Origin of the sequence: Xanthobacter cornucopiae (assembly GCF_043195065.2) — a bacterium.
Lineage (GTDB): Bacteria > Pseudomonadota > Alphaproteobacteria > Rhizobiales > Xanthobacteraceae > Xanthobacter.
In genome coordinates, this window is record NZ_CM195531.1 from 1,820,137 (window position 1) to 1,841,553 (window position 21,417).

Consider the following 21,417-nt stretch of genomic DNA (forward strand, 5'->3'; position numbering starts at 1 on the left):
ATCAGCGCTCGATGGTGCCGATGCGGCGGATCTTCTTCTGCAGCAGCAGCACGCCGTAGAGCAGAGCTTCCGCCGTGGGCGGACAGCCCGGCACGTAGATATCCACCGGCACCACGCGGTCGCAGCCGCGCACCACCGCGTAGGAATAATGATAGTAGCCGCCACCATTGGCGCACGAGCCCATGGAGATGACGTAGCGCGGCTCAGGCATCTGGTCGTAGACCTTACGCAAGGCGGGCGCCATCTTGTTGGTCAACGTGCCGGCGACGATCATCACGTCCGACTGGCGCGGCGAGGCGCGGGGCGCGAAGCCGAATCGCTCCACGTCGTAGCGCGGCATGGAGACCTGCATCATCTCCACCGCGCAGCACGCCAAGCCGAAGGTCATCCACATCAGCGAGCCGGTGCGCGCCCAGGTGACCAGATCGTCGGCGGTGGTGAGCAGGAAGCCCTTGTCGGCGAGCTCCGCGTTCACTTCCTTGAAGAAGGGGTCGGTCGCGCCGACCGGCTTGCCGGTCGAGGGATCGATGATGCCCTTGGGGGCCGGGGCGATCTCCGGCCGGGTCGCAGAAGGGGTCAGTCCCATTCTAGAGCTCCCTTGCGCCACTCATAGATGAAGCCGACGGTCAAAATGCCGAGGAACATCATCATGGACCAGAAGCCGAGATCACCCAACCCGCCGAAGCTGACGGCCCAGGGGAACAGGAACGCAACTTCCAGATCGAAGATGATGAAAAGAATCGACACCAGATAGAACCGCACGTCGAAAGTCATGCGGGCGTCATCGAAGGCGTTGAAGCCGCATTCGTAGGCCGACAGCTTCTCGGGATCGGGATTGCTGTAGGCCACGATGAAAGGCGACACCAGGAGCGCCAATCCGATCACCAGCGACACGCCGATGAAGATCACCACCGGCAGATAGTCCATGAGCAAGGCGTTCATGTTGCCCGCACCTCGGGGCGAATGGACGATGCGCTTTGGGAAAGCGGTACCGCCCGGCCTCGGTTGGAGAAGTTCGAAACGACGCCGCAGCCTTATCGCAGCCCCTGTTGGGAGGCAAGTGCGCGGTTCGGTCAAGGGCGCATCGCGGCGCATCCCGTAGTCCGCGTCCAAGGCATTGAGATAAATCTATTTTCGAGCCATCACGCGCAGCGTTGGCGGCGGCGTCGGACAACAAAATTCCAGCCCGAACCTGCGGATTTCGAAGCCGGAAAGGCCATGCCGGAAGGTTCGCTCGCTGGCGGATCGCCAAGCGCCGCGCGCTTCGATTCTCACCCGTGCCTTTTCGCACCGGAAAGCGGCGGAAACACGTCCGCCGCTTTCCGGTGCGCGCCCGCCGGCCGAAAAGAAAACGGGCCGGCGTTAAGCCGGCCCGCATGGATCAGCGACCGATACGGCCGCCACCGCGACTGGGCGCGCGGGGCGTCATGTGTGCCCCGCCGCGTGGCGGAGCTCGGAACTGCGCCGGCCGGGCGCGGTTTCCCGCCCCCATGGAGGGCATCCCCCCCTTCGGCGGCCGCATCTGCGGCGGCTTCAACGTGCCGGGCCGGCCACCATAGCCATGCGACGGCTTCAGGGTCCCAGGACCACCGCCGTAGCCGTAGGCCGGCTTCTTCGCGGGACCGACCGGCCGCATGGGACGTCCGCCCGGTCCAGCCAATCCCCCGTAGGGAGAGGCAGACCCGGCGCCACCCGGCTTGATCGGCCGCGCTCCGGGCCCGCTCAACGGCGGCTTGCCCCCCGCCCCGCCGGGACCACCGGGACCGCCGGGGCGGCCAGGACCGCCGGGGCCAATCACCCCGCCGGGACCACCGGGACCACCGGGGCGACCAGGACCGCCGGGACCAATCACACCGCCGGGACCACCGGGACCACCGGGGCGGCCAGGACCGCCGGGGCCAATCACCCCGCCGGGACCACCGGGACCACCGGGGCGGCCAGGACCGCCGGGGCCAATCACCCCGCCGGGACCACCGGGACCACCGGGGCGACCAGGACCGCCGGGACCAATCACACCGCCGGGACCACCGGGACCACCGGGGCGGCCAGGACCGCCGGGGCCAATCACACCGCCGGGACCACCGGGACCGCCTGGGCGGCCAGGACCGCCGGGGCCAATCACCCCGCCGGGACCACCGGGACCACCGGGGCGGCCAGGACCGCCGGGGCCACCGGGGCGGCCAGGACCGCCGGGGCCAATCACCCCGCCGGGACCACCGGGACCACCGGGGCGGCCAGGACCGCCGGGGCCAATCACCCCGCCTGGGAATCGGCCCGGATCAGGGCGCCACGGCTTCACGTCTCCTCCGGGACCCGGATACGGCGGACGCGGCCCCGGTCCGGGCCAGGGCCCCGGACCGGGCGGGCGCGGGCCTGGACCCGGATGCGGCCCCGGACCCGGCCAGGGGCCCGGTCCCGGATGCGGCCCCGGACCCGGCCAAGGACCCGGTCCCGGATGTGGACCCGGGCCCGGCCAGGGGCCAGGACCCGGCCAGGGGCCGGGGCCGGGGCGCGGCGGATGCGGACGCCAGCCAGGATAGCCCGGCCACACCGGCGGATAGACCCAGCCGCCGCCCCAATTCCAGGAATTGTTCCAGGCATTGCCCACCAGCACGCCAGCGCCGAAGCCCAGCAACCCAGCCCCAACCGCCGTGTAGACGGTGGAGTAATCGTATTGTGGTACATAAACCACGTCCGGCTTGGCGGGCGTGATGTAGATGGTGCTGCCGCCCCCGCCGCCAGAGCTCCGCTGGGTCGTGACCACCTGCTGCGGGGTGCTTTTCAGGTTGCCTGCGGCCTCGGCCTTGGCGCGCAGGGCCTGGATCGCCACCGACACGTCCTGCGGCTGATTGACGAAGGCGTAGCCGATGGCGGTGGTCGCCTCCAGGTCAGCATTGAGCTTCCGGATCACCTCCGGAAAGCGCGCCAGCGCCTTGACGGTGGGATCCCACTTCTGGCTGTCGATCCCGGAGAAATCGCCCTTGGCCACCGCCGTCTTGTGGCTGTCCAGCCAACGCGCGGCCTGCACGATCTCCACCGGATAGGCGGTGGCGGGCAGCAACTGGGCCAGCAGCGTGTCCGGATAAAGGGCATAGGGTGCGAGCAGCGGCTCCAGCTCGGCCAGGGTGTAAAGGTTTGCGGCCGGCACGGCGGCGTCCGCCGGAGCAGCCGCATCGGCCTGAGCGGGGGCATAGGCTTGCGCGGGCGCCTCAGGCGCCGCCTCGGGCGCCATCTCCGGAGCTGGAGCGGGCGGGGCGACCGGAGCAGGCACCTGGGCGACCGCCGCGGGTGCGGGCGGGGGCGCGGCAGGCGCCGCCGCAGGGGGCGCGAAGGGCAGCGCCGCCGGGGCGCCGACGTCCGGTGCAGAACTCGTGGGGGCCACGGGCGCCGCCGTCGACCCCGGGGCCGCAACCGATTCGTGGGTGCCCATCCCGGCCACCGGCGAACCGCCCGGAAGTCCCCCGGGCGCGGTGGCGGACGGACTGGCAACCGGCCCCGGATAGGTCTGCGCCAGCACCGGCCCCACGGTGGAGGACCATCCGAACACCAGCGCGATGGCACATCGCGACCATCCCGCCGGCCCCTCGCTCATGCGCGCGTTCGGCCCCGACTGCCTCGTTCGCCGCCCCATACCGTCCTCCCGCGATCCGTCGCGTGGAAGTGGAGCCTAGGTCGATCAGACGGTTAAGTCCATGCGGCCCGCGCGGGACCCCATCCCTTTCAGCGCGCAAGCGCACCTGCGGCTCCGGCCGGTGCCCGCAGGCCCGGTCGAAGCCGGAAGCGGCTCTGCCCCTCCCCGCTCCTTCCCGCTCGCACCCGCCGTCTGGCGCGCTCCTGCTGGAGTTGGCCACGCCTGCTGTTTCGGGCGACACCCCCCGATTCTCGATCGGAAAATGCGCCGCGACGCCCTATCGCCCCGCAATCCAGGGAAAGCCGAGCACCTCGCCGGTATAGGTCTCGACCAGGGCGCTGAAGGGCCGGCCGTCCGGCAGCGCCAGCACCGCCCGGTGTTGCAGCACGTGCGACGGCGGCGCCAGCGGGGCGCCGGAGGCCGGGGGAAGGGTGGCCCCCATCTCCCAACCCTGCGGCAACGGTCGCCACAGCAGCTCAGCCGACAAGGTGCGCCGACGGGCGGACAGGGGCTGGACGACACGGCCGAACGGTGTGTCGGTGGTGTCGAGAATCCTGTTCATGTCGTCCGTGAGCAGCGCCGGGACATACCAATTATCCGCCTCCGACAGCACCCGGTCGCCGCAGCGCAGGCGGACGCGCCGATAGGCGACCTTCTCCTCCCGCCCCACCTGCAACGCCTCGCGCACGGCGGCGTCAGCCGGCTTGTCCACGTCCTTGACCCGGTCGGCGACGATCTTCATTCCCGCCGGCGCGAGCCGATGATCAGCGCACCAGCGATCCAGGGTCAGGGTCGCGCTTGGATGGCTCAACAGATCGGCATTCAGGGTCTGCACCAGGGCGAGCGCCGCCAGCCGTCCCGCCAGGGAATCCGGCCACGCCGGAGCCGAGGCCGGAGCCGGGGCCAGGGCGGGGTCCAGGGCCCGCGCCGGCAGGCTGGCCGCCGCGACGAGGACTCCCGCGAGCGCCAGGGCCCGCATCCCCGCACCCCGCCGCGCAGGGCTGATGCGCGGAAGGAGAGCGCCGACGGCCGGCGAGAGGAAAGACGGCATGGGACGATTCCTTCAGGACGGCGTTCGGATGCGGGCAAACCCGGCCAGCCGGTCTTGATCCGCTCCGAGGGAGGTACGGAGCCGGCCCCTGGGCCCCGCCGGCACGGCGCCGCCTTGCGGCAGCCCACCCGGCGGGGCGCGAACGGCGGGTGGATCAGTCCGTCCCGCGCAGGGCGGTGTTCACGGCGGCCACCAGCTGCTTCAAGGAGAACGGCTTGGGCAGGAAGGCGAAATGCTCCGAGGGCGGCAGGTTGCGGGCGAACGCCTCCTCCGCATAGCCAGAGATGAAGATCACCTTCATGGCCGGATCGCGGGCCCGCAGTTCCCGCAACAGGCTGGGGCCGTCCATTTCCGGCATCACCACGTCGGAAATGACGAGATCCACCTTCTGCCCGCCCTTGGCGAGCACGTCGAGGGCCTCCACGCCGCTGGCGGCGGTCAGCACTTCGTAACCGCGGGCGGCGAGGGCGCGGCTGGCGAAGGCGCGGACGGCATCCTCGTCCTCGACCAGCAGGATGCGGCCCTGGCCGGTGGAATCGCCCACCTTCACCTCCGGCTCGGCCGGACGCTGGGGCTCGGCCTCCGCCGCCGGCACGTAGCGCGGCAGGAACACGCGGAACACGCTGCCCCGGCCCGGCTCGCTGGCGGCGAGAATGGTGCCGCCGGTCTGCTGCACGATGCCGTAGACCGTGGACAGGCCGAGCCCGGTGCCCTTGCCCACCTCCTTGGTGGAGAAGAAGGGCTCGAAGATCTTGTCGATGATCTCGGCCGGAATGCCGCTGCCCGTGTCCTCCACCTCCACCAGCACGTAGTCGGCGGGGGTGAGGGTGGCGGAGCCGTAGGCGCCGCAGGCGGCAGCGGGCACGTTGGCGGTGCGCAGGGTCAAGGTCCCGCCATCCGGCATGGCGTCGCGGGCGTTCACCACCAGGTTGACGATCACCTGCTCGAACTGGTTGACGTCCACCTTCACCGGCCACAGGTCGCGGGCGTGCTGCACGTCCAGGGTGATGCGCTCGCCGATAAGGCGGCGCAGCAGCTCCGACACGTCGGAGATGACGTCGGTCAGTTCCACCGCCTGCGGCCGCAGGGTCTGCCGCCGCGAGAAGGCCAGCAGCTGGCGCACCAGCGCCGCCGCGCGGTTGGCATTCTGCTTGATCTGCATGATGTCCGGGAACGAGGGATCGCTCGGCCGGTGCTTGCCCAGCAGCAGGTCGCAATAGCCGATGATGGCGGTGAGCACGTTATTGAAGTCGTGCGCCACGCCGCCGGCCAGGTGGCCCACCGCCTGCAGCCGCTGCGACTGGGCGAACTGCGCCTCCAGCGCCTTCTGCTCGCTGGTGTCGATGGCGCACAGGGCGATATCGTCGCCGGGGCCGGCCGCGACCCCGAGCGGCGCCGCGTAGAGCCGGGCCGAGCGCCCGCCGGCGCCGGTGGCGACGACGTCGCAGGGGCCCGAGGACTGGGCACCGGAGCGCGCCGCCGCCAGAAAAGCGTCCACCGCCGGCGCGTCGCGCTCGGCGATCACCGCGCGCAGCGGCTTGCCCACCGAGCCGCCTGCGGCGTCGGAGCCGAACAGGCGCGCGAAGGCGGCGTTGGCGGCGCGAATCCGTCCCTGGGCGTCCACCAGAGCCAAGGCCACGGGCGCCCGCAGGAAGAAACGGTCCACATCGCTGGCCCCGGCGGACGGCGCCGGAGCGGGGGCAGCGGCGCGCACCTCCGGAGCCCCGCGCGCCGGAGCCGAAGCTGGGGCCGTACCGGAGGCCGCCGGCAGCGCGCTGCGCGGCAGGATGACGGCGGTGGCCTCCCCCGCGACATCGCTGGCGCCGAGCCGCACGAACACCGCAACCGGACGGCCGTCCTTGCGGGTCAGGTCCAGCTCCAGGCTGGCCGGCCCACGCCCGGCGCCCAGCGCGTCGCGCAGCAGCGGCAGATGGGCGGGCGCGACCACCTCCTGCAGCGCCATCCCCTCCGGCGCCCATTCGGCGAGCCCGTAGCCCAGCAGACGGCACAAGCTGGCATTGGCCAGCGCCACCCGCTCCCGCCCCACCCGGGCGACGCCGGCCGGCGCGCGCTCCCACGCCTCCAGCAGCACGCCGGCGGCGGTCTCGTCGAGCGCCGCGAGCGGCGACGGCTCGGCCGCCACCGCGGGCGTCGGCACGGGCGCCGGGGCAGAAGGGGCCGCGCCCGGCGCCTCGATCACCCGCAGCGACCACAGCACCCGGCGACGGGTCTCGAGCGGCTGGACGGAAATCTCGATCTGGCGGCCACCATTGCCGGAATCGAAGCTGATGCGGCGCCGGAAGGCCTTCGCCTCCGCCACCGCGTTCAGCAGCTCCGACATGGCCGCCTGCGTGCCCGGCACCCGTGACAGAAACCGCTCCGGGCTGGGCGGCTCGCCGCTCTCGCTGCGGCACATGGTCAGATAGGCGGCATTCGCCTCCACCACCCGTTCGCCGTCCTCGACCACGGCCATGGCATCGCCGGAGGCGGCGAGCACCGCCGGGCCGAGCGCGTCGCGTTGCTCCGGCTCGCCCCGGAACGCCTTCCAGACCATGGATACGGCCCAGAACGCGCCGAATACCGCGAAGCCGCCGATCACCCCCGAGACGAACGATCCGGACGCCTTCACGAACAGCACGGTCGCGAGGAAGCCGCCGATCAGGGCCAGCCCCGCCAGGGCGACCGCACCGAGCCCCCGACCGCCGAACCGCGTCCGACCGACCGATCTGGACGCGCCCGCTGCCGCCTGTGTCTTGCTCATCGCCAACCCTTTATCGCTTGCGCGTCACGGCGCCGGACCGCCCTGCATCCATAAGCGCAGATTCGCCGCCGACTGAAATCCTGCCACGATTATCAACAAAAGCTTAAGTGGTGACGTCTAACATGCAGACGCAGAGTCATCCGCCCGCTATGACTCCAAATTCAGAAGGCTGCGCGACGGAGGCATGATGTTACAGCAGTTGTTTGGCGCGGAGCTCGATTTTTCGGTCCGCCTGGCGATCTCCGTGATCGTCATCGCCGCCTTGCTCGGCGTCACCGTCCTCGTAATGCGCAGGCTGGGCGGCGGGTTCCCCGGCCGCGCCGCCGGCCGCGGCCGCCAGGGTCCGCGCCTCTCCATCGTCGATGCCCTCGCCATCGATCCGCGCCGCCGCCTGGTGCTGGTGCGGCGCGACGACGTGGAACATCTGCTGCTCACCGGCGGCGCCAACGACGTGCTGGTGGAGCAGAACATCACCGGCGGCTATGTGGCCGCCGGCGGCGTGCGCCCGGCCCTGCCGCTGGAGCGCGAGGCGCAGCAGCCCGCGGTCCAGGCCCCCGTCCAGGCCCCCGCCGCCAGGGCGCCGCTGGCCGGCCCGGCCGCCAAGCCTCCCCTTTCCGCCCCGCAGCGCCCTGAGGGCGCGGCCCTGCCGCCGGCGGCGCCCCAGCCGGAAGCGGTGGCGGCCAGCGTCGCCGCGGCCGCCTTGGCCGCCCCGGCTGGCGAACCGCGTGTCCCGCTCCGTGGTGGCGCCGACCCGCGCCCGCCCCTGCCGCCGGAGGCGCTGGAGCGCGCCGCCGCCCGCCTGCGCGAGACCGGCCTTCGCCGCGAGCAGGAGGCGGCCGAGCGCCTCGCCCTCGCGCCCGGCGCCGCCGAGCCGGCTCCCCTCCCTCCGGCCGAACGTCCACCCCAGCGGGCGACCCCGCGCGAGCTCCCGCGCGACACGCGCCCCGGCCTTGCCGAGCCCGCTCCGGCAGCCCAAGAACCGGTCGCCTCCCCCGATGCGGCGGCTGAGAAGCCCCCCGCGCAGCGACCCGCCGTGCCGACGGTCAGCGCTTCCAGGGCTGGGAAGGACCTCCCGGGGAAGGACGCCCCGGCGGCCGACGTGCCCGCCACGCGCGCCTCGGAGCCCAGGCCGGACGCCGGCTCGCAGGGCCTGGAGGAGGATGGTCCCGCGTCACCGGACGACACCGAGGATGCCGGCCAGAAGCGGCTCGAAGCCATTCTCTCCCATGTGGAACGTCGCAAGGCGCACGCCGTGGCGCTGCGGCGGCGCCTCGCGAGCCTGCCGGACGACCAGAAGGCCGCCACCGTCGAGACCATCAAGCGGATCGACCAGCAGATCGCCCGCCTCCTGAAGGAAGCCGAGCGCATCAATGCCGCTGGCGAGCCGGTGGCCTCCGAGCCGGCCGCCGCGCAGCCCCCCCAGCCCCCGGGCGATGCCGCCCGCCGGGGCCTCGCCCTCCTCCTCGGTTCCGAGCACCCGCCAGCACAGCCGGAGGCCGCCCGGAGCGCCCCGGCTGCCGCGCCCGCCGATCCGCTGGCCGAGCGGATCGCGGCCCGACGCGCGGCGGCCGAGAAGCTCGCCGCCGACCGCGCCGCAGCCGAGAAGGCCGCAGCGGAAAAAGCGGCGGCAGACAAGGCCGCGGCAGACAAGGCGGCAGCGGAGAAGCTCGCCGCCGAGCGCGCAATCGCCGAAAAGGCCGCGGCGGAACGGGCGAGAGCCGAGAAAGCCGCTGCCGACAAGCTCGCCGCTGAGCGTCTTGCCGCGGAGAAGGCCCGCGCCGAGCGGATCGCGGCCGAAAAGGCGGCAGCGGAGCGCGCTGCGGCCGAGAAGGCAGCCGCCGACAAAGCCGCTGCCGAGAAGGCGCAGGAGGACCAGATCGCCGCCGAGATGGCCGCCGCGCTGAAGGCCCACGAGGCCTCTTCCGCCGAGCGCCGGCCGGAGGCCGGAGCGGATGCGGGCGACGGGCCGGGTCGGGTTCAGCCCGCCGTCGAGCCCCGGCTGAAGGAGATGGCGCAGCGCCTCGACGCCGCCCTCTCGCGTCCCACCGACGACAAGCTGCGCCTGTCGCTGTCGGACTTGCTGGAGGACATCGAGGGCGCGGCAGCCGACATCGCGCCCGCCGCCACGAGCCAGCCCGAGCGCCCCCGCATTCCGGTGGCGCCGCGCGAGCCGGTGGTGCCACGGCCGGAGCCGCGCCCGCGTGCGAACCTCGCCGCCTCGGATTATTCCCGCTTCCTGTCCGACACGCCGCCGGCGGAGGCCGGCGCCGGGGAGCCGCGCCCCCGCCCCGCCGCCAAGGAGCCCTTCTCCGACGGCTGGATCCGCTCCACGCGCCGCCCCGACCGCAAGGAAGAGCCCACCCTGGAGACGCCGGAGCCGGCAGCCCGCCCCGCCCGCGTCGCCGAGCCGCTGGCGCCCCGCGCGCGCGAGCCCCTGGTGACGGCCCGCCGCGCCGAGCCGACGCCATCGGCGGCGCTCCTCAACGCCTTGCCGAGGATCGATCCGGAGCCGGCCGTATCGAAGTCCGCGCCGGCGAAGACGGCGTCTCCCCTGCCCGGCGCGCCGCGGCCGGCGCCTGCTCCAGCCACGGACAAGCCCGTCGACAAGACCGCCGAATTTCTCGACGAGTTCGACGCCGAGATGGCGACCCTGCTGGGACGCACCCCCTCCCGCTGAGCCCGATGGAGCGGACCGGGCCTACCGGTTCGCTCCAGGCCTCGGCCATTGCCCCTCCGCCGCACGGCAAAAAGAAAAGCCGGCTCCGCGCCACGGAGCCGGCTTTTTCGTTCTGGCCGCCAGCCAAGCCGGCGACGGTGATGCGCGCCAACGGCGGCGGATGCACCCGCGCCGCGCGGACGGCTTCAGTCGTCCCGATACACCCGCTCGCGACGCTCATGCCGCTCCTGCGCCTCCACCGACAAGGTGGCGATGGGGCGGGCCTCCAGCCGCTTCAGCGAGATAGGCTCGCCCGTATCCTCGCAATAGCCGTAGCTCCCGTCCTCGATTCGCTGCAAGGCGGCATCGATCTTGGAGATCAGCTTGCGCTGGCGGTCGCGGGCCCGAAGCTCGATGGAGCGGTCGGTCTCCGAGGATGCCCGGTCGGCAAGATCGGGATGGTTCTGGTTCTCGTCCTGAAGGTGCTGCAGGGTTTCACGCGCTTCCCGCAGAATATCGTCCTTCCAGCGCAACAGCTTCAGCCGGAAATATTCCCGCTGCCTGTCGTTCATGAAAGGCTCGTCCTCGCGGGGCCGATAGTCCTCGTCGAGCTGGATCGACATCAGCCGTGTCCTCAATAAGCGTCGTTGATCCCCGCGGTGCAGGATCCGTCCGCCCGGCCTCCGGCGGATGCGGCACAGCCTGCCCCGTCGACGAACTGGAGCGGCGTCCCACCGTCCGGCGCGGCGAGGCGACCTTTTCCGGCAGGAATGACGCTCCAAGGTCGCCGCGCTTATATCGACGCCGTCCGCCGACGACAACTGTCATTGCTGCGCAGCTTGTGCGGGTGCACACGCCGGCGGGGCTTGACGAAGCGTCCCGGCATGTCGACCCTGCCGCGATGCAGCGCCGCCGACGGGGCGCCGGGCCGCCAACCCGTGGCCGAACCAGGAAGAGAGCGTTCATGCGTTTCGAGGGCACCGTCAGCTATGTCGCGACCGACGACCTGAAGGTCGCGGTCAACGCCGCCATCGTTCTCGAGCGACCGCTGCTGGTGAAGGGCGAGCCGGGCACCGGCAAGACCGTGCTGGCGCAGGAGGTGGCCCAGGCGCTCGGCGCGCCGCTCATCGAATGGCACGTGAAAAGCACCACCAAGGCCCAGCAGGGTCTTTACGAATACGACGCGGTGGCGCGCCTGCGCGACAGCCAGCTCGGCGACCCCAAGGTGCACGACATCGCCAATTACATCCGCAAGGGCAAGCTGTGGAGCGCCTTCACCGCCGATGTCCGGCCGGTGCTGCTGATCGACGAGGTGGACAAGGCGGACATCGAGTTCCCCAACGACCTGCTGCAGGAGCTCGACCGCATGGAGTTCCATGTTTACGAGACCGGCGCGCAGGTGAAGGCGCACCGGCGCCCGGTGGTCATCATCACCTCCAACAACGAGAAGGAACTGCCGGACGCCTTCCTGCGCCGCTGCTTCTTCCACTACATCCGCTTTCCCGATGCCCAGACCATGCGCGCCATCGTCGAGGTGCACTTTCCCGGCATCAAGCAGCGGCTGGTCAGCGAGGCCCTGCGCCTCTTCTACGACCTGCGCGAGGTGCCCGGGCTGAAGAAGAAGCCTTCCACCTCCGAGCTCATCGACTGGCTGAAGCTGCTGATGGCGGAGGACGTGGACGCGGACACCCTGCGCGAACAGGACGTGCGCAAGACCATTCCCCCGCTCCACGGCGCCCTCCTCAAGAACGAACAGGACGTGCACCTGTTCGAGCGCCTCGCCTTCCTCGCCCGGCGCGAGAGCCGCTGAACGTGGACCTCTCCATCATCCTGCCGCTGCTGGTGGCGCTGATCCCCATCGCCCTGTTCTTCGCTTTGGTACAGCGCCATCGCGCGGCGAGGCCCCGCCCGCCTGCCGCCAACGTGTCCGAGCCCGGTCCCGACTTCGGCCTCGACCGCGACACCGATTCGGAAAGCCCCATGCCCGCCGCGGACACATCGAGCGCCAGCACCGGCGCCGCGGCGGCCGCCGCCGGTGGAGCCCTGATCCTGGGCTACGGCGCGAGCCACCGCTCCGAGGGCGGCGACCGGGCGCCCGACCGAGACGGTGGCGGACAGGACGGCCCGGGCGGCGGCCAACGCGGCGGTTAGGACAACCTCAGGGCAGGATGAGGTCGGGGCAGGATGAGGTCGGGGCCGGACGACCTCGGCCGGGCCGATGCAGGCGCGCGAACAAATGGCCGGCGCGCGGACACGCCAAGCCCCTCGTGCCGGGCCCGGTCCCAGCGGAGCCCCGCCGAAGCCGCCCCTTGCTCCTGGGCCATGTCCACGCGCGCATCCGGCCCGCAACAGGCATCGGAGAACAGTCAAGCCCCATCGCGGCACAGGCGGGCCCAACCCGGCCCGGTCTCACCCCTGGCATCCAACGGCGCTGGCGAAGCCGCCTGGCGCGAAGGTGCCTGGCTTGAATGGCCTGGGCGGGCCGTGTGATCCGCCTTCAGTGGCGTGTTGAAACGTGTCGCCGGAACGGCCGCGTCCTCACCACCAGCCTTTGCCGATATTGAAGGTGTAGCTCAAGGACAGGCCGGCGGTGAACTGGTTCTGATCGCTGGTGAGCGGCGAAGAGCCCGCGTCCTGGAGCAGGTAGCCATAGGCGCCATAGACGCCGGCCTCGAACCCGTTGCGGAAATTGTAGGTGAGTTGCCCGGTCACGCCCACCAGATCGAAGCCACCGCTCGCCCGGTAGACCGGCAGCGGATTGCCCAGCAGCGTCGCCGTGGCCGACTGCTGCGGCGTGATGCCGAAATAGGTATTCATGTAGCCGGAGCCGGCATAGGACAGGCGCGGCCCCACAGCGAACCGCCAGCGGTCGAGGGTATAGATGGCATCGGCGCCGAGATCGCCGACCAGCCCCTCGAATCCGCCGATGCCATAGCGCAGCTCGGCGCGCAGGCGCAGCCAGTCGAAGGCGTACCACTCGGCGAAGCCACCCAGTTCCACCCCCATGCCGATGTCGCCGAGGCCCCGCAGGCGGTCCGAGGCATCCTCGTCCCGCCCCCAGGCCAGCTTGCCCGTCGCGCCCAGGCTGAAGGCGCCGAAGTTCAGCAGCGAGATGGAAGGGTTGTCGTCAACGCTGCGGAACACATTGAGCTGGCTGGCCTTGTCGATGGAGAAAAGAAAGCCCGGGCGGATGGTGTAGCTGCCGGCGCCGGGATAATCCGGCTCCACCCGGCCCGAGGCGCCGATGGTCAGATACCAGTCCTCCACCGGCGGCTTGGCCGGCGCCGCGCCGTAGGACACGTCAGCCGCGACGGCGGAACCGGCGGCACCAAGGGCGAGGCACCCGAAACACGCCGCGATGACATCCCGCCCAAACGCCGCCATGACCGACCCCAACGCCGAAAGAAGACACCTGGAAGCCCAGGATCACCCGGCTGCCCATACGAGGCGCCTCGCTGACGCGAGGCATCAGGGTGATGAGTGAAGCTACCCGCGCTTCGCTCGGCGTTGGTTGCAAAAAGGACACGCGCGACGACCATCTTACCTTTGGCATCCGCGGCCCGCCCCGACGTCCCCGCCCCGCCTGGAAAGCTTCAACGCCCTTCCAATGTCGAGTAGTTCGGAAGTATCCTCCCGCTCCCGGAGCGGCGTCTTCTCAGCTCGCGAAGGTCGATCTGCCCCAGGGTCGCAAGGCGCGAAAGCGATGGGACCATGCCGTGGACCGGAAACGATGCCCACATCCGCCGCACCCTCCGCCAATACCTCGACATATGGTATAAAGAAACCTCTGCTCGTCATTTCCATCGGTCGCGGGGGCGATGTCCGGCCCATTGGATTGACATGCCATAAGGCCGGCGCCGCTCCGGCGTCGCACAATGAAATCGCAGCGTGCATCACTCACCGAGCGTCAGAAGGACCCTTCCATGACCGCAGCAGCCCCCGAGGCACACAGCACCCTGGGTGACGAGACCTTCATGTCGGCCGACGATCTGCGGTCCTACATGCAGGAGCTGGAACAGGCGAAGCTCAGCAAGGAGCTCTCCGCCATGGACCGCGAGGAAAAGGCGCGCGCCGAGCTGGTCAAGACGCTCTCCACGCCGCTTGAGCTGACCCCGGAGCGCCTCCACCAGATCATCCAGAACCTCACCACCAAGATGAAGCTGGCCGCCCAGCGCGGCGAGACGGAGATCATGGTGATGCGCTTCCCGAACGCGCTCTGCACGGACAAGGGCCGTGCCATCAACAATGCCGAGGAGGGCTGGCCCGATTCCCTCACCGGCCGGCCGCGCCAGGCCTACGAGCTCTGGCGCGATCATCTGCGCGCCGGCCACTACAAGCTGAAGGCGCTGATCGTCGACTGGCCCAATGGCGTGCCGGGCGATGTCGGCTTCTTCCTCAGCTGGGCCTGAGGGCACGGACCACCCCTGGGCGCCCCCGCCCCGGCCGGTCGCCGGCCGGGGCGGGGAGGCGTCCGGGGAGCGCGGGTGGCGGAACAAGAACAGGAAAAGGGAGCAGCGCCATGAGCAAGGACAAGCACAAGACGCCGAAGGTCGCGCCGCCGGAGATCGGAGCGCACGAGGACGGCGTGGCCGCCGGCGACCCCGGCGGACCGATGAAGCGCAAGGTCTATGAAGGCCACCTGAAGAACCTTCACGCCGAGCTGGTGAAGCTCCAGCTCTGGACCAAGCACACGGGCGCCAAGGTCTGCATCGTGTTCGAGGGCCGCGACGGCGCCGGCAAGGGCGGCGTCATCAAGTCGATCCTGGAGCGGGTGAGCCCGCGTATCTTCCGCGTCGTCGCCCTGCCCCCGCCCACGGAGCGGGAAAAGTCGCAGATGTTCATCCAGCGCTACGTGCCCCACTTCCCGGCGGCGGGCGAGATCGTGATCTTCGACCGCTCCTGGTACAACCGGGCGGGCGTCGAGCGCGTCATGGGCTTCTGCACCGAGGAGCAGGCGAAGAAGTTCCTCGCCGGCACGCCGCTGGTGGAGCGGGCCATGGTCGAGTCCGGCATCATCCTGCTGAAATACTGGCTGGAGGTGTCGGAGGACGAGCAGACCCGGCGCATGGAGAACCGGATCGACGATCCGCGCAAGATCTGGAAGCTCTCGCCCATGGATCTCGAATCCTACTCGCGCTGGTACGACTATTCCCGCGCGCGGGACGAGATGTTCGCCGCCACCGACACCGAATGGGCGCCCTGGTACGTGGCCCATTCCGACGACAAGAAGCGTACCCGGCTCAACATCGTCTCGCATCTGCTCTCGAAGATCCCCTATGAGGAGCTCCCGAGCGAGAAGGTGAAGCTGCCCAAGCGCGACAAGCCGCATGGCTACGTGGAATCCGACCGCCCCTGCCGCACCGTGCCGGAGCGGTTCTGATCCCATCGGCCCCGGTCCTTGCCCGGCGCCAGATGGGTTCGCTCAGACGCCGCGCGGGCTCGACCAGAGGCCCAGGGGGCCAATTCACGAGCCTTTGGTGGGAGGAGCCGGCGCGCAGGTCAACCCACCGCGCGGCCATCGCTGCCCCCACGGCGTCGGCATCCTCCGCAGGGCGCGCGCCGCGAGCTCGGACGGCACCCGCCGCCGTAGCACCCAGGCCGCCGGAGCCAGCACCCCCGGCGGTCTCATTCCGCCGCCGCGCGCGGCGGTGCGTGGGGGCGCTCCACCTCCGGCTCGGGCGCGTCGTGCTGGCCGGAAATGGCGTGGTGCACCCATTGGTCGAGCCGGTCGAGATAGAGATAGACCACCGGCGTGATGAACAGCGTGAGCAGCTGCGACACCAGGAGGCCGCCCACCACCGCCACGCCCAGCGGCTGGCGCAGCTCCGAGCCGGCGCCGGCGCCAAGCGCGATGGGCAGCACGCCGAAGATGGCCGCCAGCGTCGTCATCATGATCGGCCGGAAGCGCAGCAGCGCGGCGGTGCGGATGGCCTCGCGGGCGCTCAGGCCGGCACGGCGGCGTTCCAGCGCCACGTCGATCATCATGATGGCGTTCTTCTTGACGATGCCCACCAGCATGATGATGCCGATGATGGCGATCACCGACAGCTCCATGCCCGCCACCATCAAGGTGATGAGCGCGCCGATGCCGGCCGAGGGCAAGCCTGACAGGATGGTGAGCGGGTGCACGAAGCTTTCGTACAGCACCCCCAGCACCATATAGATGACGAGCACCGCCGCCAGGATCAGCAGCACCTGGTTGCCGAGCGCGTCCTGGAACACCTGGGCGGTGCCCTGGAAGCCGGTGATGACGCTGGCCGGCAGGTCCGCCGCCAGGGTCGCGGCCTGGATCTGTTCCACCGCCTGCCCGAGGGATGTGCCGGGCGCGAGGTTGAAGGACAAGGTGACGGACGGCTGCTGCTGCTGGTGCGCCACCTGCAGCGGCCCCACCGTGCGGCGGATGTCGGCCACCGTCTCGATCGGCACCACGGTGCCGGAGGAGGTGCGCAGGTAGACGCGGGAGAGATCCGCGGCATCCTTCTGGAAGCGCGACTGCGCCTCGGCGATGACGGCATATTGGTTGGTGGAGGTATAAAGCGTCGCCACCTGCCGGGTGCCGAACTGGGTGTAGAGCGCATCGCGCAGCATCTGCTCGGTGATGCCGAGGGCGGCGGCGCGGTCCTTGTCCAGGTCGATGGTCAGCTGCGGGTTCGAGATCTGCAGGTCACTGGTCACATCACGCAGGCCCGGCAGCCGCACCATCTGCGCCTCCAGGCGCTGGGCGGCCTCATAGAGGGCCTTGGTGTCCGAACTCTGCAAGGTATACTGGAACTGGCTCTTGGATTGCACCCCGCCCACGGAGATGTTCTGCACCGGCTGGAAGAACACCCGCACGCCAGGCACCTGGGCAACGCGCTTGCGCAGCTCCTGGATCACCCCATCGGCGGAGAGGTGCCGCTCGTCACGCGGCTTCAGGGCGATGAACAGGCGGCCGGTGTTGGTGGTGCGGCTCGACCCGGTGGCGCCGGCGGTGGAGACCAGATAAGCCACGTTCGGGTCTTCCCGCACCACGGCGGCGACATGCCGCTGGCGCTCCACCATGGCATCGAACGAGGTGTCGGTGGCCGCCTCCACGGTGCCGGTGATGAAGCCGTTGTCCTCCTGCGGGAAGAAGCCCTTGGGGATGATCACATAGAGATAGACCGACAGTCCGATGGTGGCGAACGTTACCAGCAGCATGAGGAAACGGTGCTTCAGCACCACATCCAGGGCGATCCGATAGGCCGCGAGCCACGCCTCGAACATGCGCTCGGTGATGCGGAAGAACAGGCCCGGGCGCCTCGCGTGGTCGGGCGCCTTGAGCACCCGGGCGCACAGCATGGGCGTGAGGGTGAGGGAGACGAAGCCCGAGACCAGGATGGCCACCGAGATCGTCACCGCGAACTCGCGGAAGATGCGCCCCACCACGCCGCCCATGAACAGCACGGGAATGAACACCGCCACCAGCGACAAGGTCATGGAAATGATGGTGAAGCCGATCTCCCGCGCACCCAGGATGGCGGCCTGGAACGGCTTCACCCCGTTCTCGATGTGCCGGTAGATGTTTTCCAGCACCACGATGGCGTCGTCCACCACGAAGCCCACGCACAAGGTGAGGGCGAGCAGCGTCATGTTGTTGATGGAATAGCCGAACAGCCACATGGCCGCGAAGGTGGCGATGATGGAGAGCGGCAGCGCCAGCGACGGCACGATGGTGGCGCGCACATTCCGCAGGAACAGGAAGATCACCAGCACCACGAGGACGATGGCCTCGAACAAGGTCTTCTGCACGTCCGCCACCGCATCGCGGATGGACACGGAGCGGTCGTTCAGCACATTGATGTCGACCGAGGCCGGCAGCTGGGCGCGGAACGCCGGCAGGCGATCGCGCACCTCGTCCACCACCGCCACCGTGTTGGCGTCGGGCTGGCGCACCACCGCGACGATGATGGCGCGCTCGTCATTGAACCAGCTCGCCACCCGCTCGTTCTCGACGCCGTCGCTGACGCGGGCGATCTCGTCGAGCCGCACCGGCGCGCCGTTGCGCCAGGCCACCACCAGCCGGCGGAACCGGTCGGCGCTGGCGGTGGCGGTGCCCATGTCGATGGTGAAGGTCTGCTTTGGGCCGGACAGCACGCCGATGGGCGTATTCGATGCCGCCGCCTGCACCGCCCCCTGGATGTCGGACGCGGAGATGTTGCGCGCCGCCGCCGCCGCCGGGTCCACCCGGATGCGCACGGCATATTTCTGGCTGCCGAAGATCTGCACCTGGGCGACCCCCGGCAATTGGGAAATCTGCTGCCCCATCAGCGTGTCGGCATATTCATTGACGGCCGAGAGCGGCAGCGTCGCCGAGGACACCGCCAGCAGCAGCACCGGTGCGTCGGCGGGATTGACCTTGCGGAAGCTTGGCGGCGTGGTCATCTCGTCCGGCAACTGGCGCTGAGCCACCGACAAGGCCGACTGCACGTCGAGAGCGGCGGCGTCGATGTTGCGGTTCAGATCGAACTGGACGGTGATGGAGGTCGACCCCTGGGTGCTCGACGAGGTGAGGGAGGCGATGCCGGCAATGGTGGCGAGCTGCCGCTCGATGGGGGTGGCCACCGCCGTGGCCATGGTCTCGGGGCTGGCGCCGGGCAGGGTCGCGGTGATGGTGATGGTGGGAAAATCCACCCGCGGCAGGGCCGCCACCGGCAGCTGGCGATAGGCGAACAGGCCCGCCACCACCAGCGCCAGCATCATCAGGGTGGTCATCACCGGACGGCGGATGCACAGTTCGGCAAGCATGGGCTCAGCTCCCCGTGGCGGGCGGCGGCGCGCGCTTGATGCTGACCGGGCTGCCCTCGCGCAGGCTGAGCTGACCGTCGGTGACCACGGTCTCGGTGCCGTCGAGGCCCTTGCCGATCACGGCTTCCCCGTCCACCGTGCGGGCGACTGCCACCCGCCGCACGCGGGCGATGCCGTCCTCCACCACGAACACGAACGGGCCGTCCTGGCCCGACTGCACCGCCTCGCCTGGCACCGTCACCGCATTGTCCTCGGTGCGCAGGGTCACGGTGACGGCGCCGAGGGTGCCCGGCCACAGCCGCTCGTCGGCATTCTCGAAGATGGCGCGCACCAGCAGGGTGCCGGTCTGGGGATCGATCGTATTGTCGATCACCGCCACCCGTCCGCCGCCGATGCTCTCCCCGGACCCTTGCAAGGTGATGGCCACGCCGGCGTCCCGGGCGGCGCGCAGCTCGGTCAGGTAGCGCTCCGGCAGGCCGAAGGCCACGTAGATCGGCTTCATCTGCCGCACCGTGGCAAGGGTGTCGTCAATGCGGATCACCGCTCCGGGACGGGCGCTGGAGATGCCGATGCGACCGCTGACCGGCGAGCGGATGTCGTAATAGCCGCGCTGCACCTTCAGCGACTGCAGGTTCGCCTCGTCCTGGTCCACCGTCGCCTGCTGCATCTGCGCGGTGGTCTTGGCGTCGTCCACCTGCACCTGCGACACCGCGTTGCGGGTGGCAAGGCCCGAATAGCGCTCCACGTCGCGCTGCGCCTTCTCCAGTTGCACCCGATCCTTGGCCAGGGTCGCCTCGGCCTGGCGAATCTGCGCGTCGATGACGCGGGAATCGAGCACGAACAGGAGATCGCCGGCCGCCACCACGGCACCGTCGGTGAACCCCACCGTCTCCACCTCCGCCGCCACGCGGGAGCGGATGGGAACGGTCACCATGGATTCGACGGTGCCGAGAGCCTCCACGCGCACCGGCATGGCCTTGCGCGCCGCGCGCGCCACCAGCACCGCCGTCGCCCGGGCCTGCGTAGCCGCCACGGCGGGCGCCGCCGGCTTGGCCGCCCACGGCTTGACCTGCCAGGCCCACACGGCGGCACCGGCCGCCGCCAGGCACACCATGGCCGCCACGATCCGTCCGCCGCGCCCTCGTCGTTCGCTCGTCATGCCATCCTCGATCCCGCCGCCCGCGCTCTGGCGTTTACCGCGATGCAACAACACTCTCGCCCAGGGGTCCAATTACGGTTTGGACAGGTTCGAAGGCCCCGGCGGCAGATGGCCACCCTCGACCGGGGACGGCCCCCGGTCTTACGAAAGGTTAGGCTGCCAGACGCAGGCGCGAAAGCCGCTCCAGGGCCTTGTCGATGGTGGCATCGTTCTTGGCGAAACAGAACCGCACCACGCTCTTTACCGCATCCTGCGCGTAGAACGCGGAAACCGGGATGGCGGCGACGCCATGGGCCTTCACCAGTTCCAGGCAGAACGCCTCGTCGTCCGGCACGCCCGCATGGGCCGACAGGTCGATGGTGAGGAAATAGGTGCCCGCCGAGGGCAGCACCTTGAAGCCGAGCGCCGACAGCCCCTCCGTCAGCCGGTCGCGGGAGCGCTGGAGGCTCGCCCGCATGCCGGTGAAATAGGCGTCCTCCTTGCCGAGCCCATAGGCCACCGCCGTCTGGAGATTGGGCGGCGTGGTGAAGGTGAGGAACTGGTGCGCCTTGGACAGCACCTTCATGAGCGCCGGGGCGGCGAACACCAGCCCCACTTTCCACCCCGTCATGCCGAAGATCTTGCCGGCGGAGGAGATCTTCACCGTGCGCTCGCGCATGCCCGGCAGCGCCATCAGCGGCTCGAAGCGCAGGCCGTCGAACACGATATGCTCCCACACATCGTCGCACACGGCATAGGCGCCGAAGCGCAGGCAGAAGTCGGCCACCAGCTGCAATTCGGCGCGGGTGTGCACCACGCCGGTGGGGTTCTGCGGATTGTTGAGCAGCACCAGCTTGGTGCGCTCGGAGAAGGCGGCCGCCAGCTTTTCCGGCGTGATGGTCCAGAACGGCGGCTCCAGCCGCACCAGCCGCGCCACCCCGCCGGCCCTCTGCACCAGCGGCAGATAGGCGTCATAAAGGGGCTGGAACAGCACCACCTCGTCACCGGGCTCGATCAGCGCGAACAGGGCGGCGGCCAGCGCCTCGGTGGCGCCGGATGTCACCATCACCTCCCTGTCGGGATCGAGATCGAGGCCCTGCCAGTGGCGAAAATGGGTGGCGGCGGCCTGGCGAAGCTCGGGCAGGCCCATCATGGAAGGGTACTGGTTCCAGCCGTCCACCACCGCCTCGGCGGCCTTGCGGCGCACGTCGAGGGGGCCGGGATCATCCGGAAAGCCCTGCCCCAGGTTCACCGCCTCATGGGTGCGGGCCAACTGCGACATGACCTCGAAAATGGTGGTGGGCAGGGCCGAATAGAGGGCGTTCAACGGGCGCAACGGAGCGGAAGCGGTCATCTTGGGCATCGTCTGATTGAGGTCCGCGCCCCATGGCGCCGATGGCCCGCCCTTTAGACC

15 protein-coding genes are annotated in these 21,417 nt (G+C 70.4%); 5 read left to right on the forward strand and 10 right to left on the reverse strand.

Annotation, left to right across the window (positions count from 1 at the left end; genetic code table 11):
• Position 1 precedes the first annotated feature (1 nt).
• The 5 genes from V5F53_RS08155 to V5F53_RS08175 form a co-directional block, all read right to left on the reverse strand.
• Positions 2–586 carry a NuoB/complex I 20 kDa subunit family protein gene (locus V5F53_RS08155; protein WP_393997107.1) on the reverse strand — a complete coding sequence of 195 codons (585 nt, stop codon included), beginning with the start codon at positions 584–586 and terminating at the stop codon, positions 2–4.
• Positions 577–942, reverse strand: coding sequence for an NADH-quinone oxidoreductase subunit A (locus V5F53_RS08160; protein WP_393997108.1), 366 nt, complete (start codon positions 940–942; stop codon positions 577–579). The genes V5F53_RS08155 and V5F53_RS08160 overlap by 10 nt, the downstream gene beginning before the upstream one ends.
• Positions 943–1,381: 439 nt before the next feature.
• On the reverse strand, positions 1,382–3,631 hold the full coding sequence (locus V5F53_RS08165; RefSeq protein WP_509212987.1) for a DUF3300 domain-containing protein: 2,250 nt from the start codon (positions 3,629–3,631) through the stop codon (positions 1,382–1,384).
• 277 nt (positions 3,632–3,908) lie between these two features.
• A complete protein-coding gene (locus V5F53_RS08170) occupies positions 3,909–4,610 on the reverse strand; it encodes a hypothetical protein (RefSeq protein ID WP_393997195.1) in 702 nt (233 codons plus the stop codon).
• 226 nt (positions 4,611–4,836) lie between these two features.
• The gene (locus V5F53_RS08175; protein WP_393997110.1) at positions 4,837–7,443 is read right to left on the reverse strand and encodes a hybrid sensor histidine kinase/response regulator; all 2,607 of its coding nucleotides are present in this window, start codon (positions 7,441–7,443) and stop codon (positions 4,837–4,839) included.
• 187 nt (positions 7,444–7,630) lie between these two features.
• Between V5F53_RS08175 and V5F53_RS08180 the strand changes: the two genes are divergently transcribed.
• The gene (locus tag V5F53_RS08180) at positions 7,631–10,120 is read left to right on the forward strand and encodes a flagellar biosynthetic protein FliO (RefSeq protein ID WP_393997111.1); all 2,490 of its coding nucleotides are present in this window, start codon (positions 7,631–7,633) and stop codon (positions 10,118–10,120) included.
• Between the two features lie 185 nt (positions 10,121–10,305).
• Here V5F53_RS08180 and dksA read toward each other — a convergent pair whose 3' ends face one another.
• Positions 10,306–10,722, reverse strand: a complete 417-nt coding sequence (dksA, locus tag V5F53_RS08185) for an RNA polymerase-binding protein DksA (protein WP_393987200.1) — start codon at positions 10,720–10,722, stop codon at positions 10,306–10,308.
• A 341-nt stretch (positions 10,723–11,063) separates the two neighbouring features.
• Here dksA and V5F53_RS08190 point away from each other — a divergent pair, with 341 nt between their 5' ends.
• Together V5F53_RS08190 and V5F53_RS08195 are read left to right on the forward strand one after the other, a co-directional pair.
• The gene (locus tag V5F53_RS08190) at positions 11,064–11,909 is read left to right on the forward strand and encodes an AAA family ATPase (protein ID WP_393997112.1); all 846 of its coding nucleotides are present in this window, start codon (positions 11,064–11,066) and stop codon (positions 11,907–11,909) included.
• 2 nt (positions 11,910–11,911) lie between these two features.
• Positions 11,912–12,250 carry a hypothetical protein gene (locus tag V5F53_RS08195; protein WP_393997113.1) on the forward strand — a complete coding sequence of 113 codons (339 nt, stop codon included), beginning with the start codon at positions 11,912–11,914 and terminating at the stop codon, positions 12,248–12,250.
• A 387-nt stretch (positions 12,251–12,637) separates the two neighbouring features.
• Here V5F53_RS08195 and V5F53_RS08200 read toward each other — a convergent pair whose 3' ends face one another.
• A complete protein-coding gene (locus V5F53_RS08200) occupies positions 12,638–13,483 on the reverse strand; it encodes a MipA/OmpV family protein (RefSeq protein WP_393997114.1) in 846 nt (281 codons plus the stop codon).
• A gap of 539 nt (positions 13,484–14,022) precedes the next feature.
• On the opposite strand from V5F53_RS08200, the gene V5F53_RS08205 reads away from it, so the two are divergent.
• Together V5F53_RS08205 and ppk2 are read left to right on the forward strand one after the other, a co-directional pair.
• On the forward strand, positions 14,023–14,508 hold the full coding sequence (locus V5F53_RS08205; RefSeq protein WP_393997115.1) for a hypothetical protein: 486 nt from the start codon (positions 14,023–14,025) through the stop codon (positions 14,506–14,508).
• A gap of 110 nt (positions 14,509–14,618) precedes the next feature.
• On the forward strand, positions 14,619–15,479 hold the full coding sequence (gene ppk2 / locus V5F53_RS08210) for a polyphosphate kinase 2 (RefSeq protein ID WP_393997116.1): 861 nt from the start codon (positions 14,619–14,621) through the stop codon (positions 15,477–15,479).
• Positions 15,480–15,724: 245 nt separating this feature from the next.
• Here the strand turns inward: ppk2 and V5F53_RS08215 are convergent, their stop codons facing one another.
• From V5F53_RS08215 to V5F53_RS08225, 3 genes are all read right to left on the reverse strand, one after another.
• Complete coding sequence (locus V5F53_RS08215) at positions 15,725–18,865, reverse strand: efflux RND transporter permease subunit (RefSeq protein ID WP_393997117.1); 3,141 nt, start codon at positions 18,863–18,865, stop codon at positions 15,725–15,727.
• A gap of 4 nt (positions 18,866–18,869) precedes the next feature.
• Entirely contained in the window at positions 18,870–20,024 is a 1,155-nt protein-coding gene (locus tag V5F53_RS08220) for an efflux RND transporter periplasmic adaptor subunit (RefSeq protein WP_393997118.1), read from the reverse strand.
• A 151-nt stretch (positions 20,025–20,175) separates the two neighbouring features.
• Positions 20,176–21,357, reverse strand: a complete 1,182-nt coding sequence (locus tag V5F53_RS08225; protein ID WP_393997119.1) for an aminotransferase — start codon at positions 21,355–21,357, stop codon at positions 20,176–20,178.
• Positions 21,358–21,417: the final 60 nt, after the last annotated feature.

Coding starts and splice junctions, on each gene's coding strand:
- V5F53_RS08205 (WP_393997115.1), top strand. CDS start 14,023: ATGACCGCAGCAGCCCCCGAGGCACACAGCACCCTGGGTGACGAGACC.
- ppk2 (WP_393997116.1), top strand. CDS start 14,619: ATGAGCAAGGACAAGCACAAGACGCCGAAGGTCGCGCCGCCGGAGATC.
- V5F53_RS08155 (WP_393997107.1), bottom strand. CDS start 586: ATGGGACTGACCCCTTCTGCGACCCGGCCGGAGATCGCCCCGGCCCCC.
- V5F53_RS08160 (WP_393997108.1), bottom strand. CDS start 942: ATGAACGCCTTGCTCATGGACTATCTGCCGGTGGTGATCTTCATCGGC.
- V5F53_RS08190 (WP_393997112.1), top strand. CDS start 11,064: ATGCGTTTCGAGGGCACCGTCAGCTATGTCGCGACCGACGACCTGAAG.
- V5F53_RS08180 (WP_393997111.1), top strand. CDS start 7,631: ATGTTACAGCAGTTGTTTGGCGCGGAGCTCGATTTTTCGGTCCGCCTG.
- V5F53_RS08200 (WP_393997114.1), bottom strand. CDS start 13,483: ATGGCGGCGTTTGGGCGGGATGTCATCGCGGCGTGTTTCGGGTGCCTC.
- dksA (WP_393987200.1), bottom strand. CDS start 10,722: ATGTCGATCCAGCTCGACGAGGACTATCGGCCCCGCGAGGACGAGCCT.
- V5F53_RS08220 (WP_393997118.1), bottom strand. CDS start 20,024: ATGACGAGCGAACGACGAGGGCGCGGCGGACGGATCGTGGCGGCCATG.
- V5F53_RS08215 (WP_393997117.1), bottom strand. CDS start 18,865: ATGCTTGCCGAACTGTGCATCCGCCGTCCGGTGATGACCACCCTGATG.
- V5F53_RS08170 (WP_393997195.1), bottom strand. CDS start 4,610: ATGCGGGCCCTGGCGCTCGCGGGAGTCCTCGTCGCGGCGGCCAGCCTG.
- V5F53_RS08225 (WP_393997119.1), bottom strand. CDS start 21,357: ATGACCGCTTCCGCTCCGTTGCGCCCGTTGAACGCCCTCTATTCGGCC.
- V5F53_RS08175 (WP_393997110.1), bottom strand. CDS start 7,443: ATGAGCAAGACACAGGCGGCAGCGGGCGCGTCCAGATCGGTCGGTCGG.
- V5F53_RS08165 (WP_509212987.1), bottom strand. CDS start 3,631: ATGGGGCGGCGAACGAGGCAGTCGGGGCCGAACGCGCGCATGAGCGAG.